The following is a 23,149-nucleotide window of genomic DNA, read 5'->3' on the forward strand; positions in this document are numbered from 1 at the left end:
AGCCCCCGGCAGGTGCCGGGGGCTTTTGACGTTGTGCCGCTAGCTTTCCAGCGAGGCGGGCGGGGTGAAGCGGTCGCCGTAGCGGGCGGCCAGCTCCTTGGCCCGGGCCACGAACGCGGCCTTACCGACACCGTGGGGACCCTCGTAGCCGACGATGTACTGCGCGGAACCACCGGTCCAGGCCGGGTACCCGATGCCCAGGATCGACCCGACATTCGCGTCGGCACTGGTCTTCAGGACACCCTCGTCGAAGCACTTCTGCGTCTCCAGGGCTTCGGAGAACAGCAGGCGGTCGATGGCGTCCTGCAGCGGGATCGTGGTGCTGCCGGAGTTGAAGGTCTCCCGCAGGCCCGGCCACAACCCGGCCCGCTTGCCGTCGACGTACTCGTAGAAGCCCGCACCCTTCAGGCGTGACGGACGGCCGAGTTCGATCATCTTCTCGACCACGAGCTCACCCGGGTGCTCGACGTAGGTCGTGCCCTCGTTCACGGCCGCGGCCTTGGAGGCGATCGAGATCTTCTGCAGCAGTTCCAGGTTGAGCTCGTCGAGCAGCTGCAGCGGAGGCGCGGGGTAGCCGGCCTGGCCGCCCGCCTGCTCGATGGTGGTGGGTTCGATGCCCTCGCCCAGCAGCGCCATGGCCTCGTTGACGAAGGTCCGGATCACCCGAGAGGTGAAGAACCCGCGGCTGTCGTTGACCACGATGGGGGTCTTCTTGATCGCCAGGGTGTAGTCGAACACCCGGGCCAGCGCCTCGTCAGAGGTCTTCTCGCCCTTGATGATCTCCACCAGCGGCATCTTGTCCACGGGGGAGAAGAAGTGGATGCCGATGAAGTCCTCCTGGCGCTTCACGCCGGCCGCCAGACCGGTGATCGGCAGGGTGGAGGTGTTCGAGCCGAGGATGGCGTTGGGTTCGACGATGTCCTCGATCTCGCCGAAGACCTTGTGCTTGAGGGTTTCGTCCTCGAACACCGCCTCGATCACGAAATCGACACCGGCCAGATCGGCGGGGTCGGCGGTCGGGGTGATCTTGGCGAGCAGCGCGTCGCTCTTCTCCTGGGTGGTCGTACCGCGCTGCAGCGCCTTGGCCTCGATCTTCTCCGAGTAGGCCTTACCCTTCTGGGCGGCCTCGATGGTGACGTCCTTGAGCACGACGTCGTAGCCGGCCTTGGCCGATACGTAGGCGATTCCGGCGCCCATCATGCCCGCGCCGAGCACGCCGATCTTGGTGATCGGGGTCGAGCCGATACCGTCCGGGCGTGATGCGCCGCCGCTGATGGACTGCTGATCGAGGAAGAACGCCTGGATCATGTTCTTGGCGGTCTGCCCGGTCACCAGCTTCACGAAGTAGCGGCTCTCGATGCGCGAGGCGGTGTCGAAGTCGACCTGCGCGCCCTCGACGGCGGCATCCAGGATGGCCCGCGGTGCGGGCACCGGCGCTCCCTTGAGTTGCTTCTTCAGCGTCGCCGGGAAGGACGGCAGGATCGCCGACAGGGCCGGGCTGGCCGGGGTGCCGCCGGGCATCTTGTAGCCCTTGGCATCCCACGGCTGCACGCCGGCCTCGGGGTTCTCCTTGATCCACTTCTTCGCGGCGGGGATCAGCTCGTCGACCGACTTGACCAGCTCGTCGACCAGGCCGATCTCCTTGGCCTTGGCCGGGTTGAACCGGGTCCCCGTGGACAGGATTTCGGTGAAGGCCTTCTGTACGCCGAACATGCGCACGGTGCGGGCGACGCCGCCACCGCCGGGCAGCAGGCCCAGGGTGACCTCGGGCAGGCCGATCACCACGCCGCGTGCGTCGGCGGCGATGCGGTGATGGGTGGCCAGCGCGATCTCCAGGCCGCCACCGAGGGCGGCGCCGTTGATTGCGGCGACCACCGGGATCCCGAGTGTCTCCAGTCGGCGCAGGTCACGCTTGGCGGATTCGGCGAGCTCGAACGCCTCGGCCGCGTCTTCCGGGCCGAGCTTGATCAGGCCCTTGAGGTCACCACCGGCGAAGAAGGTCTTCTTCGCACTCGCCAGCACCACGCCGGTGACCGATTCCTTCTCGGCCTCCAGACGGTTCACCGCGTTGTGCATCGACTCGCGGTAGTGCTCGTTCATCACGTTGGCCGAGCCGGTCGGGTCGTCCAGCGTCAGGGTGACGATGCCGTCGGCATCCTGGTCCCACTGAATAGTGTTCTCTACTGTCATTTTTCTTCGGCCTTCTGTCTTATCTAGACGCGCTCGATGATGGTGGCCACGCCCATGCCGCCGCCGATGCACAGCGTGATCAGTGCACGCTTGGCACCGCGACGTTCGAGTTCGTCGACCATGGTTCCGGTGATCATGGCGCCGGTGGCGCCGAGCGGGTGGCCCATCGCGATGGCGCCACCGTTGACGTTGAGCTTCTCGTCCGGGATGTTCAGATCCTTCTGGAACTTCAGCACCACCGAGGCGAACGCCTCGTTCAGCTCGAACAGGTCGATGTCATCGACGGTCAGGCCGGCCCGGTCGAGGACCTTGCGGGTGGCCGGGGTCGGGCCGGTGAGCATGATGGTGCCGTCCGCGCCGCTGGTGGCGGTGGCCACGATGCGGGCCCGTGGGGTGAGATTTTGTACCTTCCCGGCCTTTTCGCTACCGATGAGCAACAGGGCGGCGCCGTCGACGATGCCCGAGCTGTTGCCGCCGTGGTGCACGTGGTTGATCTTCTCGACCGTGTGGTACTTCTGCAGCGCGACCTCGTTGAAGCCACCCATGGCACCGATACCGGTGAAGGCGGGCTTGATCTTGGCCAGGCTCTCCAGGGTGGTGGCCGGGCGCATGTGCTCATCGTGGTCCAGGATGACCAGGCCGTTCTGATCGCGGACCGGCACGACGGACTTCGCGAAGTAGCCGCCCGACCAGGCCGCGGCGGCCTTCTGCTGGCTGCGCACCGCGTAGCCGTCGACGTCCTCGCGCGAGAAGCCCTCCATGGTGGCGATCAGATCCGCGCCGATGCCTTGGGGCACAAAGGACACCGCGTAGTTGGTCTCCGGGTCGTTGGCCCAGGCGCCACCGTCCGAGCCCATCGGGACCCGGCTCATCGACTCCACGCCGCCGGCGAGCACCAGGTCGTCCCAGCCCGAACGCACCTTCTGCGCGGCGGTGTTGACCGCTTCCAGGCCGGATCCGCAGAACCGGTTCATCTGCACGCCGCCGGTGGTGTCGGGCAGCTTGGCGGCCAGCACGGCGGTACGGGCCAGCACCGCGCCCTGATCGCCCAGCGGGGACACCACACCCAGGATCAGGTCACTGATCATGGTCTCGTCCAGATCGGGGAATCGAGAACGGATCTCGTCGACCAGGCCGACCACCAGACTGATCGGCTTGACCTCGTTCAGGGCGCCGCCGCGCTGCTTACCGCGCGGGGTGCGGATCGCCTCATAGATGAAGGCTTCTTCAGACATGAATCATTCTTTCTTCCGTCAGTGATTGGTAGACAGTGCTGTTCAGCGGGGAGTGACGTCGTAGTCCGCCAGATTCGGGGCCGAGGTACGGGCGAAGTAGTCGGGAACGGCCCAGGGTGAGTTGGTGACGACCCGGCCGGTGCTGTTGCGGTAGTAGCTTTCGACGCCGTCCATCGCGTAGACCATGGCGTTGTTGGTGTCGTCGAGTTCGCGGTTGTAATCCTCGAACGGTTCCTCGCGGACCTCGACGGTCGCCACATCGTCTTTGACCATCTCGGTCAGCATCTCCACCACGTAGCGCACCTGCGCCTCGGCGACGGTCAGCCAGCTGCCGCCCGGCGGGTTGGTGTTGGGCCCGTACAGGAAGAACAGGTTGGGGAACCCGGGTGCGGTGATGCCGAGGTAGGCCCGGGCATTGTCGTCGCTCCACGATTCGCGCAGTTCGACGCCGTCGCGACCGCGCAGCTCCATCGGGTAGAGGTAGCGCTGCTGCTGGAATCCGGTGCACAGGATCAGGATGTCGACGTCGAAGGTCTCCCCGGAGTCGGTGACCAGTCCACGTTCGGTGAGGTGATCGACCCCCTCGGCGACCAGGCTGACGTTCGGCCGGCGCAGCGTGGCGAACCAGCCGTTGTCCATCAGCAGACGTTTACCGAACGGCGGGTACTTGGGCAGGGACTTCTCGATCAGGTCCTCGCGCCCGTCGAGCTGTGCGCGCAGATAGGCGGTCAGGTTGCGCCGGTAGGCGTCGTTGAGACCGCTGACCAGCTTGCCCTTCTCGGCGGCCTTGGGATCCACCCGCAACGCCGGGTAGTTGCGCTCGGTGTAGATCCAGTAGAGCCGGAATCGGAACCAGGCGCGGTAGAACGGCACGTTGCGGTACAGCCAGTGCCGGGCCGGGGTCTGCTTGCGGAAGTACTGCTCGTTGGGCGTGGTCCAGTGCGGTTCGCGCTGGACGACGACCATCTGCTCGACATCCTCGGCGATCTTGCAGACCACCTGCATCGCGCTGGCCCCGGCTCCGACGACGGCGACCTTCTTACCGCGCAGATCGGTCTCCGGCGACCATCGGGCCGAGTGCAGCACCTCCCCGGTGAACTCGGAGAGCCCGGGGAACTGCGGGATGTTCGGGGTGTTGTGCAGCCCGGCCGCGGTGATCAACGCAGTGGCACGGATGGTCTCGGACCCGTTGCCGGAGTTGATCTTCACCACCCATTCGCTGCCGTCGGCATCCCATTCGGCGCCGTCGACGCTGACTCCGGTCTCGATGTGCGGCGCCAGGTCGAAGTGGGCGATCACATCGTCGATGTACTGCCGGATCTCGTCGGGCTGGGCGAAGTTCTGGCTCCACTCGCGGTGGAAGAAGGAGTACGAGTAGAGATCGTTGGGAACGTCGACGCGGGCACCGGGGTAGTTGGCCTCGTACCAGGTGCCGCCGACGTGGTCGTTGCGTTCCAGCACCCGGAACGGGATGCCGGCCTGTTTGAGGTGTACCGCCGCCGCCAGGCCGGAGAAGCCGGCGCCGACCACGATCACCGAGAACCCGGTGTCCGCACAGCGGTCCGTGACGTCATCGGCGACGAACGGTGCGAACCCGAGCTGCTCGGCGGCCAACGGAACATACTTCTCGGCAACCGGTTCACCCATCACCGCGGACATCAGCGCGACCAGCTCGGCGCCGTCGGGTGCCGGGTACGCGACCGGTGCGCCCGCACTCCAGTCCGTGATCGCGGTGAAGGCCGCCGACCGGATCTCCTCGACGCGTTCGGCGGGCAGCCCGCCGTCGTCGTGGCTCTCGAAGCCCATGGTGGGGGTGATCCGGTACGGCTCGGCCAGCCACCGGGCATCTCCGGTCAGCTGGTAGAGCACGCCGATCAGGCAGGGCACATTGGCTTCCGCCAGGGCGTCCCGCAGTTCGTCGGCATCGAGGGTGACGCCGGGTTCGAGGAGTTGACTCATGAGATCTCCTTAGCGAGGGCGGCAACAGTTTTGACCGCGTCGAGACGTTCGGCGGGATCGGTTGCCATGGGGGTGATGTTGACCAGGGTCACGCCTGCCTCATGCAGAGCGGTGAGCCTCCGGCGGATGTGGTCGGTGTTACCGATGAGGGCGGTGGCGTGCACCAGTTCATCGGGCACCGCGGCGGTGGCCTCGGCGATACGGCCGGCCAGGAAGTGGTCCTGGATGGTGGCGGCCTCGGCCGCGAATCCGTATGCGGTCACCAGTTCGTTGTAGAAATTCTTCTCCCGCGAGCCCATTCCGCCCACGTACAGCGCCAGTTGGGGTTTGGCGGCGTCCACCCAGGGGGTGGGATCACCGTCGGTGACGGCCACCGGTGCCCGGGCGATGATCTCCAGGGGCGCCAGGTCCGCGGAGCGCTTGGCGGCCCCGCTCGAAAGCACCTTGCCCCAGACATCATCAATCTTCTCGGGGTAGAAGAAGATGGGTTCCCACCCGTCGGCGATCTCGGCCGTCAGTTCCACCATCCGCGGTCCCAGCGACGCGATGGAGATCGGAATCTGGTTGCGCACAGGCCGATTGATGAGCTTGAGCGGTTTGCCCAGCCCGGTCCCGCGGCCCGGTGCCAGCGGAACCTGGTAGTAACGGCCCTGATGCTGCAGTGCCTCACGCCGCCACACGGACCGGCAGATCTCGATGGTCTCGCGGGTCTTACCGAGGACACCTTCGAAGGGCAGCCCGTGGAATCCCTCGACCACCTGGGGGCCGGAAGGACCGAGGCCGAGGCGGGCCCGGCCGGCCGAGACGTAATCCAGTCCGGCCGCGGTCATCGCGATCAACGACGGGGTGCGGGTGTCCAGGGGGAGTACGCCGGTCGCCAGTTCGACGGAGCTGGTGCGGGCCGCGAGATAGGCGAGTTGTGTTGGGGCGTCGAGAGAATAGGCCTCCCCGAGGGTGACCGACGAAAGGCCCACTTGCTCCCAGGCGGCGATCTCGTCCCCGACGACCGACATGGGTCTGCCGAAGTCCAGGACAGTGCCGATTCGCATGTGCCGATCCCTTTCTGGACAGGCGGGGCGAGGTGAGCGGCCGCCGATCATCAATCCAATGTGAAGCGTAACTTCAGCAAAACAGACAGTCAAACCCCAATCTTACTGGGGAATAGGTGCCGTTAGTGAAGAACGATTCTTTCGTCGACAATTCGGGCGGCGGGGCCGGAAACGACACCGGCGGGGCCCTCATACGAGGGCCCCGCCGGGCGTCCGGGACATCGGTGGGGGGTTAGATGTCCAGGACGAGCTTGTCGCTGCGGCTCCGCGAGACGCAGATCATCATGCAGTCGTTGCGTTCGCGTTCCTCGTGGGTGAGGACGTCATCGCGGTGTTCGGGAATGCCGTCGATGACCGGTGTTTCGCAGGTCCCGCACATGCCGGACTGGCACGAGGACATCACGTCGACACCATGCGCCTCGATCGCCTCGAGCACAGACTGGTCCGCGGGCACGGTCAACGTCACACCGTGGCGGGCCAATTCGACCTCGATGGGGGTGTTGACCCATTCGGTCTCGACAGTGCTGGAGCTGAAGCGTTCCAGCCGCAGCGCCCCGGCGGGCCAGGCCGTGCAGCGGTCTTCGACCGCGGTGAGCAGACCCTGCGGGCCGCAGCAATACACCAAGGTGTCTGCTTGCGGGGTACCGAGGATGTGCTCCAGATCAAGCAGCCCCCGCTGATCCTGCGCCCAGAACTCGACCCGGTCACCGTAAGGGGCCAGTTCATCGAGGAAGGCCATGGATGTGGTGCTGCGGCCCCCGTAGAACAGCTTCCAGTTCGCGCCCGCCGCCTCTGCCTCCGCCAGCATCGCCCGGATCGGCGTGATGCCGATACCGCCGGCGATGAACAGGTAGTTCGGTGACGGCGCGAGCTGGAAATGGTTGCGGGGCCCGCGAATACGAATCTCGGCGCCCTGCTCCAGGGTGTCGTGCACGTAGATCGATCCACCGCGGGAGCGTTCATCGGGCTCGCGGAGCACCGCGATGCGCCAGCTGTCCCGGTCGTCGGGGTCCCCGCACAGCGAGTACTGGCGTACCAGGCCGGAGGACATGATGAGGTCGATGTGTGAGCCGGGTGTCCACTCCGGGAGCGGGTGGCCCCCGACCTCTTTCAACGTCAGGGCGGCGATGCCGTCGGCGATGACGTCCTTGCCTGCGATGACGACGTCGGCCTCGTACTCCCGCATGACCAGGCGCACGGTGCTTGCCTGTTCCCGGCAGTCGACGTTGGTCATGCCGTCTACCACGTGACGGGAAGCGACTTCAGCCCGAAGATCTTGGCGTCGGTCTTGACCTCAACCTCCTCGGCAGGAACCGCCACCTTGAGTGTCGGAATCCGGTTCAGCAGTGCGGAGATCACCGACTGCAATTCCACCCGGGCGAGCGGCGCGCCGAGGCAGACGTGGATCCCGTGCCCGAAGGCGACATGGCCTTTGGCGTCCTTGCGCAGGATATTGAGCGTGTCCGGATCCTCGAACTGCTTCGGGTCGCGGTTGGCCTTGTCCATGGCCACCATGACGATGTCGCCGGCCGGGATGGTCTGACCGGCGAGCTCGACGTCCTCGGTCATATAGCGCGGCAGATTGCCGATGATGTCGAGGAAGCGCAGCAGTTCCTCCACCGCGGCCGGGATGAGCGAGGGGTCCTGACGCAGCAGTTCGAGTTGATCGGGATGCTCCAGCAGGGCATACGTGCTCAGCGAGATCATGTTGCCGGTCGTCTCGTGCCCGGCCATCAGCAGGAAGGCGGCCATGCCGGCCACCTCGGTGATCGTCAGGTCACCGCTGCGAACATGATTGAGCAGCAGGCTGATCAGGTCGTCACCGGGATCGTCCATCTTGGAGACGGTGAGCTCGCCGAGGTAACCCATCACCGAAGCGACCGTCGCGGCTGCCTCCTCCGGCGTGGTGTCCAGACGCAGGAACTTCACGGTCTCTTCCTGGAACCAGTCGTGCCGGTCGTACGGGATGCCCAACAACTCGCAGATCACCAAGGACGGCAACGGGAGCGCCAGCGCTTGGACCAGGTCGACCGGACCGTCCTGCTCGAGCATCTGATCGATCAACTTGTTCGTGATCCGCTCCACCGCGGGCCGCATGGCTTCCATGCGTCGCGGCGTGAATTCGCGGGAGAGCATCTTGCGCAGCCGGGTCTGGTCGGGCGGATCCATCGCGACGAAGAAGCCGGGCAGTGGCTCACCGCCCTCGTCGCCGCGGGATGGGTCGGGGATGTTCCGGACACTGGAGCGCCGATCGCCGAGCACCGCTTTGACATCGCTGTAGTCGGTGACCATCCAGGCCGGGACGATGTTCTTGAACGAAACCTTGCGGATAGAACCGCCGTCGGCGTACTCGTCGGCCGGCGCGAAGGGGCACGTCCGCTTGAACGGAAAAACCGCCAGCTCTTCGGCGTTGGCTGTCGTCGCGTCAGTCTCGGTGGCCGACGTCTGTTCGCTGGTGGTCACTTGAGGCCTCCTGGAAGTTGGGATCACACCGCTGAAAAATGAATGATCTCTGTCACAACAGTGATTGGCGATAGCATCACATAGAAGTCATTTGACCGTCAAGGCGCAGGTCTGCGGGCCGCCACGGCGGCTGCATCGGTATTTTGCTGGATAGCCAAGTCAGTTGTCTAGCAAGCGCATAGACCTCGCAATGGAGTTGCTGGAGGGTGAGTGTTCGGCGTCACCTGGGAGCGCATTGATCCAGTGCTAGTTAATGTCAGTTCTGGAAGGAGTTGTCGGTGCGAGGGTGGTGCAGGGATTGCGCCGCCCCCCTGTGGGTGTGATGTGTGGTCGCGTGACCCGTCGGGTGTCGCGGTCCATGTGGGGCCGGAGCCGGCCATCGGGAGAGTCGGCCGCCGACCGGTGGGGCCGATAACGCCGTGGGGCGGTATCCGGAGTCGGGCCGAGGGTCGGCGGATGGCTGGACCGCAACTTCGGGCCGGGAAGTTGACTCAGAATGACGATTTACTAACTTAGTCGCCAATGCAACTCCTTCGAACCCCCCGGATATCTTCGGTGCCCTCGTTGTGCGCCGCCTTTATTTCGAGGTCAGAGTGCCTATTTGGAAACCCGATCGCGGCCGCCCGGGTATTGACGTGGGGGTAAACAGTTAGGGCTGCTTGACTGCTAAATTTCCGGTATGCGATGCTATCGGCGATTACAGCTGTGATCGGGGACACTCCGGTCCCCACGGTGTGAGGGCACCACCGGACGCAATGTGAAAGGCAATACGTTGACCGAGGTCGGACAGAATTGTTCTTCACACTCGGACCGACGCCGGATCGTCGGTGGCGCGGGATCGAGGCCGGCGTGACCATCGCTCATGTAACCGGCGGCGAGGAAACCCGCCGGCCCGGCGACCGCCTACGCGCGATCTCGTCCGCCAAGGCCTCCAAGCCGGTGCGCGCCCTCGGCGACTTCTTCGCCATGGCGTTGGACACCCTCGTCGCGATTCCCCGCCGGCCGTTCGCCTGGCGCGAGTTCCTGGAGCAGTGCTGGTTCGTCGCGCGGGTGTCGCTGGTGCCGACGTTGATGCTGGCGATCCCGTTCACCGTGCTGCTGATCTTCACCTTCAACATCCTGTTGCTGGAGTTCGGCGCGGCCGACTTCGCCGGCACCGGGGCCGCCTACGGCACCGTCACACAGATCGGTCCGGTGGTGACCGTGCTGGTCGTCGCGGGAGCCGGCGCCACGGCCATGTGCGCAGACCTCGGCGCCCGCACCATCCGCGACGAGCTCGACGCGTTGCGGGTGATGGGTGTCGACCCGATCCAGTCGTTGGTCGTGCCCCGGGTCCTGGCCGCAACCGTCGTGGCCACGCTGCTGTCCTCGGTGGTGATCCTGGTGGGACTCGTTGGCGGCTTTGCCTTCTCGGTCTTCGTCCAACATGTGACGCCCGGCGCGTTCATCGGCGGCCTGACCGTCATCACCAGTGCCGCCGACGTCATCATCTCGCTGATCAAGGCGGCGCTGTTCGGGCTTTCCGCCGGGCTGATCGCCTGCTACAAGGGCATTTCGGTGGGTGGCGGGCCCGCCGGCGTCGGGAACGCGGTCAACGAAACCGTCGTCTTCACCTTCGTCGCGCTGTTTGCGATCAACATCATCGCCTCCGCCGTCGGCATCAAGGCGACCCTGTGACCGCCGGCAGCCCGAGCCGGATTCACCCGCGCGTGCGCCGCGCGTTTCAGGGCTGGATCGACGGCCTGAGTCGGATCGGGACCCAGGCGCAGTTCTACTTCCAAACCCTGGGCTCGATCAAGGACGTCGTCATCCACTACAAGGTGGAGTTGTTCCGGCTGATCGCCCAGATGAGTTTGGGTGTCGGAGCGTTGGCCGTGGTCGGCGGCACCGTGGTGATCGTCGGCTTCCTCACGCTGTCCACCGGTGCGCTGGTCGCGGTGCAGGGCTACAACCAGTTCGCCGAGGTCGGCGTCGAGGCGTTGACCGGCTTCGCCTCGGCGTATTTCAACGTCCGGTTGATCGGGCCGGTCATCGCGGGCATCGGTCTGGCCGCCACCATCGGCGCCGGCGCCACCGCACAACTCGGTGCCATGCGGATCAACGAAGAGATCGATGCGCTGGAAGTGATGGGGGTCCGGTCGATCGCCTACCTCGCCTCCAGTCGGGTGCTTGCCGGTGTCATCGTGGTCATCCCGCTGTACTGCGTGGCCGTGCTGTCGGCGTTCTGGGCGGCCCGGTTCGGCACCATTTTCATCTACGGCCAGTCCTCCGGGGTGTATGACCACTACTTCCTGACCTTCCTGAACAAGACGGACATCATCTGGTCCTTCTTCCAGGCCGTCGTGATGGCGGTGGTCATCATGCTGGTGCACACCTACTACGGGTTCACCGCCTCCGGCGGCCCGGCCGGTGTGGGTGAGGCCGTCGGCCGCGCGGTGCGCACCTCACTGATCGCCGCCGTGCTGGTGGTGCTCTTCCTCTCGCTGGCCATCTACGGCCAGTCCGGCAACTTCCACCTGGCTGGGTAATCGCATGGAACAGAAGACGAAACGACGGGGCATCCATCCGCTGTGGTGGACCGCCGCCCTGTTCGCCACGGTGATCGGGCTGGTTCTGCTGTGCTCGGCGATCTTCGCCGGCACGTTCCGAAAGTACGTGCCGGTCACCCTGACCTCCGACCGGTCCGGTCTGGTGATGGAGACCGGCGCCAAGGTGAAGCTCAACGGTGTCCAGGTCGGCCGGGTGTCCGGCATCGAGGGCGGCAGCCGCACCGCCGCACTGAAACTGGAGATCGACCCCGACCAGGCCCGCTACATCCCGGCCAACGTCGAGGCCGAGATCGCGGCTACCACCGCCTTCGGCGCCAAGTACGTCGACCTGATCTACCCGAGTCAACCCAGCGACCAACGACTCTCCGCCGGGGCGGTACTGCAGTCCCGCAACGTGTCCACCGAGGTGAATACGGTGTTCGACAACCTGGTCGGCCTGCTGAACCAGATCGACGTGACCAAGATGAGCGCCGTGCTCACCGCCGTCGCGGACGCGGTCCGCGGTCAGGGCGACCGGATGGGACAGGCGACCACGGACGCGAATCAGGTTCTGCTGGCGATCAATCCGAAGATGGATGAGGTCGGTTCGAACTGGACGTCGTTCAAGGGGTTCAGCGACGCCTACAGCGGCGCAGCCCAGAACATTCTGAGCACCCTGGACGCCGCCAGCGTGACCGCGGAGACGGTGACCGCGCACGAGAAGGACCTCGATGCCCTGCTGTTGAGCTCGATCGGCTTCTCCAACACCGGGATCGACCTCATCGCGCCGAACCGGGACAACATCATCCGTGGCATCAACGTGCTGGAGCCGACCACCACCCTGCTGCGCAAGTACGACCCGATCTACACCTGCCTGCTGAAGGGCGCGAAGTTCGCCCTCGACAACGGCGCCTACAAGAACATCGGCGGCAACGGGCGGTCCGTCGTCCAGGACGTCGGTCTGTTGTTGGGCGATGACCCCTACCGCTACCCGCAGAACCTGCCCAAGGTGGCCGCCACCGGTGGCCCCGGTGGGCAGCCGAGCTGCGGATCGCTGCCCGACGTCAGCAAGAACTTCCCGGTGCGTTACCTGGTCACCGACACCGGCTATGGCACCGGCATGGACATCCGCCCCAACCCGGGCATCGGGTTCCCCGGTTGGGTGAACTACTTCCCGGTCACCAAGGCGATTCCGGAACCGCCGCGGTTGCGTCATCCCGGTGGGCCCGCGCCCGGTCCTGCGCCGGCCGTGCCGGGTGGCGCCCCCTATGGGGCACCGCTGTACGGGCCCGGGGGAGTGCCGTTGTGGCCGGGCGTGCCGCCCGCCCCCGCGCCGCCGCCGGCACCGGCCCCGCCGGCACCGGCCCCGCTGCCGGGCGCCTTGCCGGCCGAAGCACCTGTGCCACCCGGCGTTCCGGGACCGTCCGCCCAGACGCCGCCGTCACCATGAGCATCGAGGACCAGCAGTGAACAACAGCTTGCGACGGGTGGTCATCAACCTGACCGCGTTCGTAGTGGCCTGCCTGATGGCGCTATTCGGATTGATGGCCATCTTCGCAAATCTGCGTTTCTCCGATGAGCAGGTCTACCGGGCGGAGTTCAGCGATGTCAGCGGCCTGGAGGTGGACGACTTCGTCCGGGTGGCCGGGGTGGAGGTCGGTCAGGTGAAGAAGATCTCGATCGACGTTTCCGACGAGGCGGCCTCGCGCGCCATCGTCGAGTTCTCGGCTGATCCCTCGCTGGTACTCACCGAGGGCACCAAGGCCCAGATCCGCTGGGAGAACCCGATCGGCGACCGTTACCTGGCGCTGCTGGACGGTCCGGGAGACACCCAGCAGCTGAAGGCCAACGGCACCATCCCGGTCAGCCGCACCGAGCCCGCACTGGACCTCGACACCCTGCTCGGCGGGTTCCGTCCACTGTTCCGGGCGTTGGACCCCGAACAGGTCAACACCCTGTCGAGCGCGCTGATCCAGGCCTTCCAGGGTGAGGGCGCCACCATCGGCTCGTTCCTGAGCCAGGCGTCGATGGTGACCAACACCCTGGCCGACCGCGATGCGCTGATCGGTCAGGTCATCGGCAATCTCAACGTGGTGCTGGGCACGTTCGGCGGGCAGACCGAGCAGTTCGCCAAGGCCGTCGATTCGCTGTCGGAGCTGGTGGCCGGGCTGGAGGAACGCAAGACCGACGTCACCAATGCGGTCGCCTACACCAACGCCGCGTCCGCCACCGTCGCCGACCTGTTGACCCAGGCTCGTCAGCCGGTGAAAGAAGCGGTGGCACAATCGGATCGGGTGACCTCGCTGGTGCTCGCCGACCACGAGTACTTCGACGGGTTGCTCGACATGCTGCCGGACGCCTACAAGAAGCTGGCCCGGCTCGGCACCCGCGGTGACTTCATCCCCGAGTACCTCTGCTCGCTGTCGCTGAAGCTGAACGGAAAAGGTGGACAGCCGGTCTACGTCAAACTCGCCGAGCAGACCACAGGACGGTGTGCGCCGAAATGAAACCCTTCGCCGAACGAAATACGTTCCTCATCGGTCTCTCCGGGATCGCCCTGACCACCGGACTCGCCGTGGCCGCGCTGAACTACGACAAGCTGCCGTTTCGCACCGCGACCGACGACTACTCGGCCTACTTCGCGGAGGCCGGCGGCCTGCGGACCGGAGCCCCGGTCCAGGTGGCCGGTTTCCGGGTGGGCCAGGTGTCCTCGGTGAAGCTGGACGGCGCCCAGGTCCGGGTGGACTTCGACGTGGACGACGATATCCGCCTCGGTGACCTCACCGAAGCGCACATCAGGACCAAGAGCCTGCTCGGGTCCAAGGTCCTGGAGGTCACCCCACGCGGGCCGGGTCGACTGTCCGAGACCATTCCGATGGACCGCACCAAGTCCCCGTACCAGCTGCCGGATGCGTTGGGGGACTTGTCCGCGACGATCAGTGGGCTGGACACCGACACGGTCTCGCGATCGTTGTCGACGCTGGCCGAAACCTTCCAGAACACGCCGCCGGACCTGCGCGCCGCGGTGCAGGGTGTGGGCAGGTTCTCCGAGACGCTCGGGGCGCGCGACACTCAGCTGCGCAACCTGCTGAGCAACGCCAGCAAGGCCACCGAGGTGCTGTCGGCCCGGGCCGACCAGATCGCCGAACTCGTCGCCAACAGCAATGCGCTGCTTGCCGAGCTGACCGCGCAAAGCTCGGCGCTGGAGCATATTTCGCGGAACCTGTCGAACTTCGCCCAGCAGCTGCAGGCGTTCATCGACGAGAACCGCCAGCAGATGCGCCCGGCGCTGGACAAGCTCAACGGGGTCCTCACCATCGTGGACAACCGCAAGGAGCGCATCATGCTGGCGGTGAAGTACCTCAACCAGTACACGATGGCGCTGGGGGAGACGGTCGGGTCGGGGCCGTTCTTCAAGGCCTACCTGGCCAACCTGCCCGGCCAGATCGTCCAGCCGTTCATCGACTCGGCGTTCTCCGATCTCGGCCTGGACCCGAATGTCCTTCCGCCGTCGGCGTTGACGGATCCGCAGACCGGCCAGGCCGGTACCCCCGCGTTGCCGCTGCCCTACCCGCGCACCGGTCAGGGCGGGGAACCGCACACCAACCTGCCCGATGCGATCACCGGCAAACCCGGTGACCCGCGCTACCCGTACCGGGAGCCCGAGCCGGCACCGCCGCCGGGCGGACCGTCGCCCGGGCCGCCCGCGCTGTGGCCCGAGGGGCAGCAGCCGACCACCGAGGGCCCGACACCGACCCTGGTGCGCGCACCAGGTGAACCCACCGACGGAGGACAGTGATGCGCAAGCCGACTCTGCGCATCGGTCTGGCCGTGGCGCTGGCGGTGGCGGTGGTCGCCGGTGGCGTGCTCGGCCTGCGTGCGCTCAACCACGCCGGCCGCACCAACCTCGTCGCGTACTTCGACAACAGCAACGGGCTGTTCGTCGGCGACGAGGTCCGGGTGCTCGGCGTCCCGGTGGGGGCGGTCGCCGGCATCGAGCCGCAACCCGAACAGGTCAAGGTCACCTTCTACGTCGACCGCGGTGTCACCGTGCCGGCCGAGGCGAAGGCCGTCATCGTGTCGCCGCAGCTGGTCACCGCCAGGGCGATTCAGCTGACACCGGCCTACACCTCCGGTCCGGCACTCGATGACGGCGCGGTCATCCCGCAGGAGCGCACCGCCGTCCCGCTCGAATGGGACGATCTGCGTGCCCAATTGGAGAAGCTGACCGATGCGCTGCAGCCGACCGAACCGGGTGGTGTGAGCACGCTCGGACAGTTCGTCAACACCGCCGCGGACAATCTGCGCGGGCAGGGCGCCAACATCCGCGAGACCGTCACCGTGATGGGCAAGGCCCTCTCGGCGCTGGGCGATCACAGCGACGATGCCTTCGCCAGCTTGAAGAACCTCTCGGTGGTGGTGTCCGCGCTGGAGGACAGCTCGGATCTGCTCGGACAGCTCAACCGCAACATGGCCACGGTCACCGGTCTGCTCGCCGACGATCCCGGTGCGGTCAGCGCCGCGGTCAACGACCTCAATTCGGTGGTCGGTGTGGCCACCGAGTTCCTGAAGGAAAACGGTGAGGCGGCGGGTCTGGCCACCGAACGGCTGGCGTCCATCACCACCGCGGTCAACGGTGGCATCGACGACGTGAAGCAGGCGCTGCACGCGTTCCCGAATGCCGTGCAGAACTTCGCCAACGTGTACCAGCCGTCCCAGGGCGCGCTGACCGGCATGCTCGCGGTGAACAACCTCGCCGACCCACTGCAGTTCCTGTGCGGATCGATCGAGGCGGCGTCGCGGATCAACGGTGCGTACTCCTCGCGGCTGTGCGCGCAGTACCTCGCGCCGATCGTCAAGAACCGGCAGATGAACTTCCCGCCGCTGGGCGAGAACCTGTTCGTCGGTCAGGCGGCGCGACCCAACGAGATCACCTACAGCGAGAACAGGTTACGACCGGACTTCGTGCCGCCGGCGATCGCGGAGGCGCCCGCCGCAGCGACCACCGATCCGGCCGCGGGCCTGCCGGGCATGTTGCTGCCGGGAGCGGGAGGATGACGATGAGAGCATTCCGATGGCAGCCCGGAGCCAAGGGGCTCGGCGCGGTGCTGCTGGTGGCCGCGACGGCGCTCACCGGATGCGAGTGGCGCGGCCTGAACTCGCTGCCCATGCCGGGCACACAGGGCGGTGGCGACGGCTCGTACGTGGTACGCGCGCAGCTACCGGATATCGGTTCCATCGAACCCAATTCACGGGTCCGGGTCGGCGACGTCAACGTCGGCACGATCACCGGAATCGAGCGCGAGGGATGGCACGCGCTGGTCACCATGCGGCTCAACGGTGATGTCGATCTGCCGGCCAATGCGACGGTCACCGTCGGGCAGACCAGCCTGTTGGGATCGCTGCACGTCGAACTGGCGCCGCCGGTCGATGCGCAACCGCAGGGCAAGCTTCGCGACGGCGCGTTGATCCCACTGGAATCCGGTGCCGCCTACCCGAACACCGACCAGACGTTGTCGGCATTGTCGTTGCTGCTCAACGGTGGCGGCGTCGGTCAGCTGCAGGACATCACCGCGGCGCTGGCGACCGCGTTCGCCGGTCGCGAGAGTGACCTGCGCAGCCTGATCGAGCAGATGGACCTGTTCGTCGGGCGGCTCAACGGCCAGACCGGGGACATCATCGCGGCCACCGAGAGCTTCGACGGTCTGGTCGGTCAGCTCGCCGAACAGCAGCCCGTGCTGGACAACGCACTGAAGACGATTCCCGACGCGGTCAAGGTGCTCAGCGACCACCGGGAGAACCTCACCGAAGCGGTGGACGGGTTCGGCAAGTTCAGCGCATTGACCGCCGACGTGGTCAACCAGACCAAGCAGAACCTGGTATCGGAAATCAAGTCCACAGGAAAGGTTCTGGGGTCACTTGCGGACGCCGGACCGGATATGACCCGGGCTTTGAGTCTGTTGGCGACCCTGCCGTGGCCCATCGAGAACATCGACAAGATCGTCCGCGGCGACTTCCTCAATACCGACGTCATCTTCGACCTCACCCTGAGCCGGCTCGGTGACGGGTTGCTCAACGGCACCCGTTTCGAAGGTGACCTGACCGAGTTGGAGATGCAGTGGGGACGCACCATCGGACAGTTGCCGAGTCCGTACACCGCGGGCAATCCGATCGTCGCCCCCTACCAGTACAACCAGGGGCCCTGACATGTTGACCAAGCGGATCAAACTCCAGCTCGCCCTCTTCGGGGTCGTGGCGCTGGTGGCCGGCGGCATCATGGCGTTCAGCTACGTTCAGGTGCCCGCCATGTTCGGGGTCGGCCAGTACACGGTCACCGTCCAGCTGCCGCAGGCCGCCGGGCTGTACCAGAGCGGCAACGTCTCCTACCGCGGCACCAACGTCGGACGGGTCAGCACGGTGCGGCTGACCGATAACGGCGGCGTCGAGGCCGTGTTGTCGCTGAACTCCGATGTGCCGATCCCCTCGGATCTCACCGCGGAGGTGCACAGTGCCTCGGCCATCGGTGAACAGTTCGTCGCCCTGGTACCGCGCAGCGCGGATGGGCCGATGTTGAAGAACGGCGATGTGATCCCGGAGGACCGGACCACCGTCCCGCCGCCGATCAACAAGCTGCTGGACGCGACCAACCGTGGTATCCAGGCGATCCCGCGGGACAACGTCAAGACCGTCATCGACGAGAGCTACACCGCGGTCGGCCGGTTGGGACCCGAGTTGTCCCGCATCGTGCGGGGATCCACCCAGCTCGCCATCGACGCCCGGGCCAACCTCGACCCGCTGCTCGCGCTGATCGACAAGGCCGGGCCGGTGCTCGATTCTCAAGCCGAGACCGCCCGGTCGATCAACGCGTGGGCCTCGAATCTGAAGAATCTGACCGGTCAGCTCCGCGACGCCGACCAATCGGTGGCCGGGCTGCTGGAAAAGGGCGCGGCCGCCACCGATGAAGGCCGGGCCCTGTTCGATCGGCTGAAGCCGACGTTGCCCACGCTGATGGCCAACCTGGTCAGCATCGGCGAGGTCGCGGTGGTCTACCAGCCCGCCATCGAACAGGTGCTGGTGCTGGAACCCCAGGTCGTCGCCAGCCTGCAGGGTGCGTTGCTGGCGAACAAGGACTCCAGGCGCGAGACGCCCGGACTGTACGTGAGCTTCAACCTCAACCTGAATCTGCCCCCGCCATGCACCACCGGGTTCCTGCCCACCGACCAGCTGCTCGGGCCGGCCGCCGAGACCACGGCCGACCTGCCGCCGGGTGATCTGTACTGCAGGATCCCGCAGGATTCCTGGAATGTGGTGCGCGGCAACCGGAACTACCCGTGCCTCAACCGGCCCGGCAAGCGGGCTCCGACGGCGCGGATGTGTGAGAGCGACGAGGAGTACGTGCCGCTCAACGACGGCTTCAACTGGAAGGGTGACCAGAACGCCACCCTGTCCGGTCAGGCCATACCGCAACTGCGGCCCGAACCGGCCGCCGGGGCGCCGACACCGGTTCCGCCGGTCGCGGTGGCGGAGTACGACCCGAACACCGGGGAGTACATGGGCCCCGACGGCCAGATCTACACCCAGGCCGACCTGGGTAACCAGACGGAAGGCAGAACATGGCAGAGCATGCTGGTACCGGCGGCGGGCTGACCGACGCCACGGACACCGCAGTGCCGCAGCGGAACCCGGGTCTGAAGGCCGCGGTCGTTGTCGGGGCCGTCGCACTGCTGTCGCTGGGGGCGGTCGGTGGATGGCTCGGCTACCGCATCGCCGACGAACACCGGGACAGCACCCAGCAGAGCCGGTTCGTGCAGGCGGCCCGCCAAGGTGCGATCAACCTGACCACCATCGGCCATAAGACCGTCGACGCGGATATCGACCGCATCCTGCAATCGTCGACCGGTACGTTCCACGAGGACTTCCAGAAACGTGCCGAGCCGTTCGCCGACGTCGTCAAAGAGGCCCAATCGACATCGGAGGGCACGGTCACCTCAGTCGCGCTGGAGTCCCAGGACGGTGACACCGCCCAGGTTCTGGTGGTCATGTCGGTGAAGATGGCGAACGAGGGTGCGCCCGAACAGGTTCCGAGTACCTGGCGGATGCGTATCGGCGTCCAGAGCAGTGGCGGCACCGAGAAGGTCTCCGATGTCCAGTTCGTGTCGTGAGGAGACATCAGTGAGCACCCTGGCAGTAGCCGACCCCGAAATCGACGTCGTCGAGGTGCCGGTAGAGCCGGCGAAGCCGCGCCGCAGCACCGCCCGGACGCTCGCCTACCTGGTGTTGCCGCTGCTGGTGATGGCGCTGGCGGCCGGCGTCGGATACCTGAAATGGCAGGCGAGTTCGGCCGCGCCGTCCGGCGGTGAGTCGGCCACAGTGGTGATGGCGGCAACCGAGGGGGCGACGGCGATGCTGTCCTACCGCGCCGACCACGTGCGGGAGGATCTGACCGCGGCGAGCGAACGGATGACCGGGAACTTCCGTGCGGAGTACACCACCCTCATCAATGATGTGGTGATCCCGGGAGCCGAGCAGAAGCGCATCTCGGCGGTGGCCACCGTGCCCGCCGCGGCCTTGGTGTTCGCGGATACCGATCGGGCCCAGGTGCTGGTGTACATCAACCAGACCACCACGATCGGCGCAGACCCGCCGACCGACACCCAGTCCAGTGCCCACGTCGATATGGAGAAGGTCGGGGACACATGGCTGATTTCAGACTTCCAACCCCTCTGAGCCGGGCCCTGACCGCGACGGCCGCGGGCCTCATGGTGGGGGCCGGGGTGGTGGCGGCACCGCCCGCGCACGCCGACGCGGTCGCGTATCTGGTCAATGTCACGGTCCGCCCGGGCTACGACTTCGCCAATGCCGACGCGGCGCTGGCATACGGTAATCGGCTCTGCGACAAGCTCGCCCAGGGCGTCGGGTACAGCGACCTGATGGCCGAGGTGAAGACCGACTTCCACACCACCGACGAGTTCCACGCCTCCTATCTGATCACCCAGGCGGCAGGTGAACTGTGCCCGGCGCAGATCGGACCGCTGCGCGACTCGGCCGCAGGCTACCGGCCCACGCCCTGACCCCTAAGGAATCAATGGTGCAATCACTGGCAGTTCGAGTCTCGTCCGCGGTGGTCGGTCTGACGGCCGCCGCGTTGGCGGTAGCACCGTCGGCGCAGGCGGATAACCGCAGATTCAACAGCAGCGTGGTCGACAACATCTATGCCGTGCAGCGGCAGGCCGATTGCGACAACGAGCTGAAGGTCGAACCCAAGCTGCTGCTGGCCGCGGAATGGCACGCGAAGGATCTGATGAACAACCGCAGCCTGGGTGGCGATATCGGATCCGACGGGTCCACGCCCCAGCAGCGGGCGGCCAACGCTGGATTCGCCGGGACCGTGGCCGAGACCGTCGCGATCCATCCGGCGCTGGCGATCAGCGGTGTCGAGCTGCTCAACCTCTGGTACCACAACCCCGCGTACAAGGCGATCATGGCCGACTGCGCGCACACCCGGATCGGCGTGTGGTCGGAGAACAGCTGGGACCGCACGGTGGTCGTGGCCGTCTACGGCAGCCCCGCTTAGCGGTTTGTGGAGTCTTACCCGTACTGGTTCCGGTGTCCTGGTTCCGGGTAAGACTCCACAAGTCGCAGCTACTGCGAGGTCGCGGTCGCGGCGCCCAGGGCGTTCATGTCCGGCACGAACGGCTGATGGGCCAGCAGCCCGCCGTCGACGCGGATGGTCTCGCCGTTGATGCCGCGCGAGTCGTCGGAGGCGAGGAAGGCGTACACCTTGGCCAGGTCGTCGGGCCCGTTGAGATCGCGCGCCGGCGTGTGGCGGCGGTACACGTCCTTGATGGCCTCCGGGAGTTGCTGGGCCGGAGGAGTCGTGGTGGTGCCGGGACAGATGGCGTTGCAGCGCACGCCCTCGGCGCCGTACTGGGTCGCGGTGTACTTGGTCAGCGCCAGCAGTGCGGCCTTGGTGGCCCCGTACCCGGTGAGGCTGGTGTCACCCGCGAAGGCGTGCGTGGAGGCGGTGTTGACGATCGAACCGCCGCCGGACAGCAGATGCGGCAGTGCGTGTTTGGTGGTGAGCAGGGCGCTGCGGAGGTTCACCGCCATCACGTCGTCCCACACCTCGATCGGCATGGTGGCGACATCACCGTCACCGGCGGGGAAGACGCCGGCGATGTTGAACAGCACGTTGAGCCCGCCGTAGCTGGACACCGCGGTGGCAACCAGATCGCGGATCGCGGCCTCGTCGCGCAGATCGACGTGCACCGCGACGGCGACGTCCGGGCCGTGCTGCTCGTTGAGCCGATCGGCCAGCGCCGAAGCGCCGTCGATGTTGATGTCGGCCAGCACCACCCGGGCGCCTTCGGCGACCAGTTGGGTGGCTGCGGCGCCGCCGATGTTCAGCCCACCGGGCTCCACCGTGGTGGCACCGGTGATCAGCGCGATCTTGTCAGAGAGTCGGGGCATGTCGTTCCTCGTGTTGGTTCGTCCGGGCTGCGGTGCCCGGATCAACAGCTCGCATGTGAAGGCTAACTTCATCAAATTGGACAGTCAATGTCTTGTTGACTAGTTATTATCGGAATATAGTTAGTTTCAATTCTTCTCATATCGACTCGCTGGTGGCGAGGGTAGGTGGTGTTTCGAGTATGGCGCTGACCGGGCCTGATGGGACCGAGCCGGAGTGGACCGAGCCCGTTTGGACGCAGGCCGACGCCGAGGCGTTGCAGCGCGCCGACGGTGAACTGCGCGAGGTATTCGGCGACGGGCGCCGCCCGCTGGAGGTCATGCGGCAGAACCTCGACGACATGATGATCGGCCAGGGGCTGCCCACCGACGTGACGGTGACCGAGGTGTCCGCCGGGGGAGTGCCCGCATTGCGGGTCTCCGCCGGAGTGGTGGACGACAGCGCCGCCGTCGTCTGGCTGCACGGCGGCGGTTACGTGATGGGCTCGGCATATGGCTACCGCGGTGTGGCCGCCGCGATCTCGGCCGCGAGCGGCCACCCGGTCGTGGTGCCCGACTATCGCCGCGCGCCGGAGGCGCCCTTCCCGGCGGCGGTCGAGGATGCCGAGGCGGTCATGGGCTGGGCGGCGCAGAACTTCGGAGACCGGTGGGTGCTGGCCGGAGATTCCGCGGGCGGCGGTCTCACCATGGCGTCGCTGATCCGCGCCCGGGAGAACGGCGGGCCGCTGCCGGCCGGGGCGGTGTTGATGTCCCCGCTGGCCGACTTCACCGCGTCCGGGGACAGCTTCGACACCCAGGCCGGCACCGACACGGCGATCTCGCGCCGCTCGGTCAAGTCGCTGGCCGTCGCCTACCTGCAGGGTCACGATCCGCGAGATCCACTGGCGTCACCGGTGTTCGGTGATCTCGCCGGCCTGCCGGCGACCCTCATCCTGGTCAGCGAGCGTGAGGTGCTCCTCGACGACGCGAAGATGCTGCACGACGCGCTACGGCGGGGCGGCTCGCCGTCGACCCTGTCGGTCTACTCCTGGGTGTGTCACGCCTGGACGATGTTCACCGCCTACATGCCACGTGCACAGCGCGCCGCCGCCGAGATCGGCGACTTCGTGCGCGGCGTACTTCGCTGACGTTCCGCCCACTGCAAGAGGAGCGACACATGTTGATCATGGTCACCTACCCTGGCGGCAGCCTGGAGCTCCGGCGTGCCGTCGGATCGAGATGGCGGTGGCAGCTGTCGGGCCGTCGTCGGCGGCGTTCG

At 66.6% G+C, this 23,149-nt stretch carries 20 protein-coding genes; 13 read left to right on the forward strand and 7 right to left on the reverse strand.

The annotated features are described in order from the left end of the window. Positions 1-39: 39 nt before the first annotated feature. From K0O62_RS05025 to K0O62_RS05050, 6 genes are all read right to left on the reverse strand, one after another. On the reverse strand, positions 40-2,190 hold the full coding sequence (locus K0O62_RS05025) for a 3-hydroxyacyl-CoA dehydrogenase NAD-binding domain-containing protein (protein ID WP_073857021.1): 2,151 nt from the start codon (positions 2,188-2,190) through the stop codon (positions 40-42). A gap of 23 nt (positions 2,191-2,213) precedes the next feature. Then, entirely contained in the window at positions 2,214-3,425 is a 1,212-nt protein-coding gene (locus K0O62_RS05030) for an acetyl-CoA C-acetyltransferase (protein ID WP_073857020.1), read from the reverse strand. A gap of 42 nt (positions 3,426-3,467) precedes the next feature. After that, a complete protein-coding gene (locus K0O62_RS05035) occupies positions 3,468-5,384 on the reverse strand; it encodes a flavin-containing monooxygenase (RefSeq protein WP_073857019.1) in 1,917 nt (638 codons plus the stop codon). Next, complete coding sequence (locus tag K0O62_RS05040; RefSeq protein ID WP_073857018.1) at positions 5,381-6,433, reverse strand: LLM class F420-dependent oxidoreductase; 1,053 nt, start codon at positions 6,431-6,433, stop codon at positions 5,381-5,383. The genes K0O62_RS05035 and K0O62_RS05040 overlap by 4 nt, the downstream gene beginning before the upstream one ends. A gap of 232 nt (positions 6,434-6,665) precedes the next feature. Then, complete coding sequence (locus K0O62_RS05045; RefSeq protein ID WP_073857017.1) at positions 6,666-7,667, reverse strand: PDR/VanB family oxidoreductase; 1,002 nt, start codon at positions 7,665-7,667, stop codon at positions 6,666-6,668. A gap of 5 nt (positions 7,668-7,672) precedes the next feature. Beyond that, the gene (locus K0O62_RS05050) at positions 7,673-8,896 is read right to left on the reverse strand and encodes a cytochrome P450 (RefSeq protein WP_073857016.1); all 1,224 of its coding nucleotides are present in this window, start codon (positions 8,894-8,896) and stop codon (positions 7,673-7,675) included. Positions 8,897-9,862: 966 nt separating this feature from the next. Between K0O62_RS05050 and K0O62_RS05055 the strand changes: the two genes are divergently transcribed. The 12 genes from K0O62_RS05055 to K0O62_RS05110 are packed head-to-tail and all read left to right on the forward strand — an operon-like array spanning position 9,863 to position 20,998. Beyond that, on the forward strand, positions 9,863-10,573 hold the full coding sequence (locus K0O62_RS05055) for an MlaE family ABC transporter permease (RefSeq protein WP_073857180.1): 711 nt from the start codon (positions 9,863-9,865) through the stop codon (positions 10,571-10,573). Continuing rightward, positions 10,570-11,424, forward strand: a complete 855-nt coding sequence (locus K0O62_RS05060; protein ID WP_073857015.1) for an ABC transporter permease — start codon at positions 10,570-10,572, stop codon at positions 11,422-11,424. The genes K0O62_RS05055 and K0O62_RS05060 overlap by 4 nt, the downstream gene beginning before the upstream one ends. 4 nt (positions 11,425-11,428) lie before the next feature. After that, positions 11,429-12,874 (forward strand): MCE family protein, encoded by a 1,446-nt coding sequence (locus K0O62_RS05065; protein ID WP_073857014.1) that lies wholly within the window; start codon positions 11,429-11,431, stop codon positions 12,872-12,874. Between the two features lie 16 nt (positions 12,875-12,890). After that, entirely contained in the window at positions 12,891-13,931 is a 1,041-nt protein-coding gene (locus K0O62_RS05070) for an MCE family protein (protein ID WP_073857013.1), read from the forward strand. Next, positions 13,928-15,223 (forward strand): MCE family protein, encoded by a 1,296-nt coding sequence (locus tag K0O62_RS05075; protein WP_073857012.1) that lies wholly within the window; start codon positions 13,928-13,930, stop codon positions 15,221-15,223. The genes K0O62_RS05070 and K0O62_RS05075 overlap by 4 nt, the downstream gene beginning before the upstream one ends. After that, entirely contained in the window at positions 15,223-16,482 is a 1,260-nt protein-coding gene (locus K0O62_RS05080) for an MCE family protein (protein WP_073857011.1), read from the forward strand. The genes K0O62_RS05075 and K0O62_RS05080 overlap by 1 nt, the downstream gene beginning before the upstream one ends. Positions 16,483-16,484: 2 nt before the next feature. Then, complete coding sequence (locus K0O62_RS05085) at positions 16,485-17,630, forward strand: MCE family protein (protein WP_073857010.1); 1,146 nt, start codon at positions 16,485-16,487, stop codon at positions 17,628-17,630. A gap of 1 nt (position 17,631) precedes the next feature. Next, positions 17,632-19,071, forward strand: coding sequence for an MCE family protein (locus tag K0O62_RS05090; protein WP_073857009.1), 1,440 nt, complete (start codon positions 17,632-17,634; stop codon positions 19,069-19,071). After that, on the forward strand, positions 19,038-19,586 hold the full coding sequence (locus K0O62_RS05095; protein WP_073857008.1) for an Rv1363c family protein: 549 nt from the start codon (positions 19,038-19,040) through the stop codon (positions 19,584-19,586). Before K0O62_RS05090 ends, K0O62_RS05095 begins: the two co-directional genes overlap by 34 nt. Positions 19,587-19,596: 10 nt before the next feature. Next, positions 19,597-20,151 carry an Rv1363c family protein gene (locus K0O62_RS05100; protein ID WP_234800143.1) on the forward strand — a complete coding sequence of 185 codons (555 nt, stop codon included), beginning with the start codon at positions 19,597-19,599 and terminating at the stop codon, positions 20,149-20,151. Continuing rightward, positions 20,121-20,495 carry a DUF732 domain-containing protein gene (locus K0O62_RS05105; RefSeq protein ID WP_073857006.1) on the forward strand — a complete coding sequence of 125 codons (375 nt, stop codon included), beginning with the start codon at positions 20,121-20,123 and terminating at the stop codon, positions 20,493-20,495. The genes K0O62_RS05100 and K0O62_RS05105 overlap by 31 nt, the downstream gene beginning before the upstream one ends. A gap of 14 nt (positions 20,496-20,509) precedes the next feature. Further along, positions 20,510-20,998, forward strand: coding sequence for a CAP domain-containing protein (locus K0O62_RS05110; RefSeq protein WP_073857005.1), 489 nt, complete (start codon positions 20,510-20,512; stop codon positions 20,996-20,998). Positions 20,999-21,066: 68 nt separating this feature from the next. Here K0O62_RS05110 and K0O62_RS05115 read toward each other — a convergent pair whose 3' ends face one another. Then, positions 21,067-21,894, reverse strand: coding sequence for an SDR family NAD(P)-dependent oxidoreductase (locus K0O62_RS05115; RefSeq protein WP_073857179.1), 828 nt, complete (start codon positions 21,892-21,894; stop codon positions 21,067-21,069). A 179-nt stretch (positions 21,895-22,073) separates the two neighbouring features. On the opposite strand from K0O62_RS05115, the gene K0O62_RS05120 reads away from it, so the two are divergent. Then, positions 22,074-23,018 (forward strand): alpha/beta hydrolase, encoded by a 945-nt coding sequence (locus K0O62_RS05120; RefSeq protein WP_073857004.1) that lies wholly within the window; start codon positions 22,074-22,076, stop codon positions 23,016-23,018. The last annotated feature ends 131 nt before the right edge of the window (positions 23,019-23,149 follow it).

Origin of the sequence: Mycolicibacterium diernhoferi, from assembly GCF_019456655.1 — a bacterium.
Taxonomy (GTDB): domain Bacteria; phylum Actinomycetota; class Actinomycetes; order Mycobacteriales; family Mycobacteriaceae; genus Mycobacterium; species Mycobacterium diernhoferi.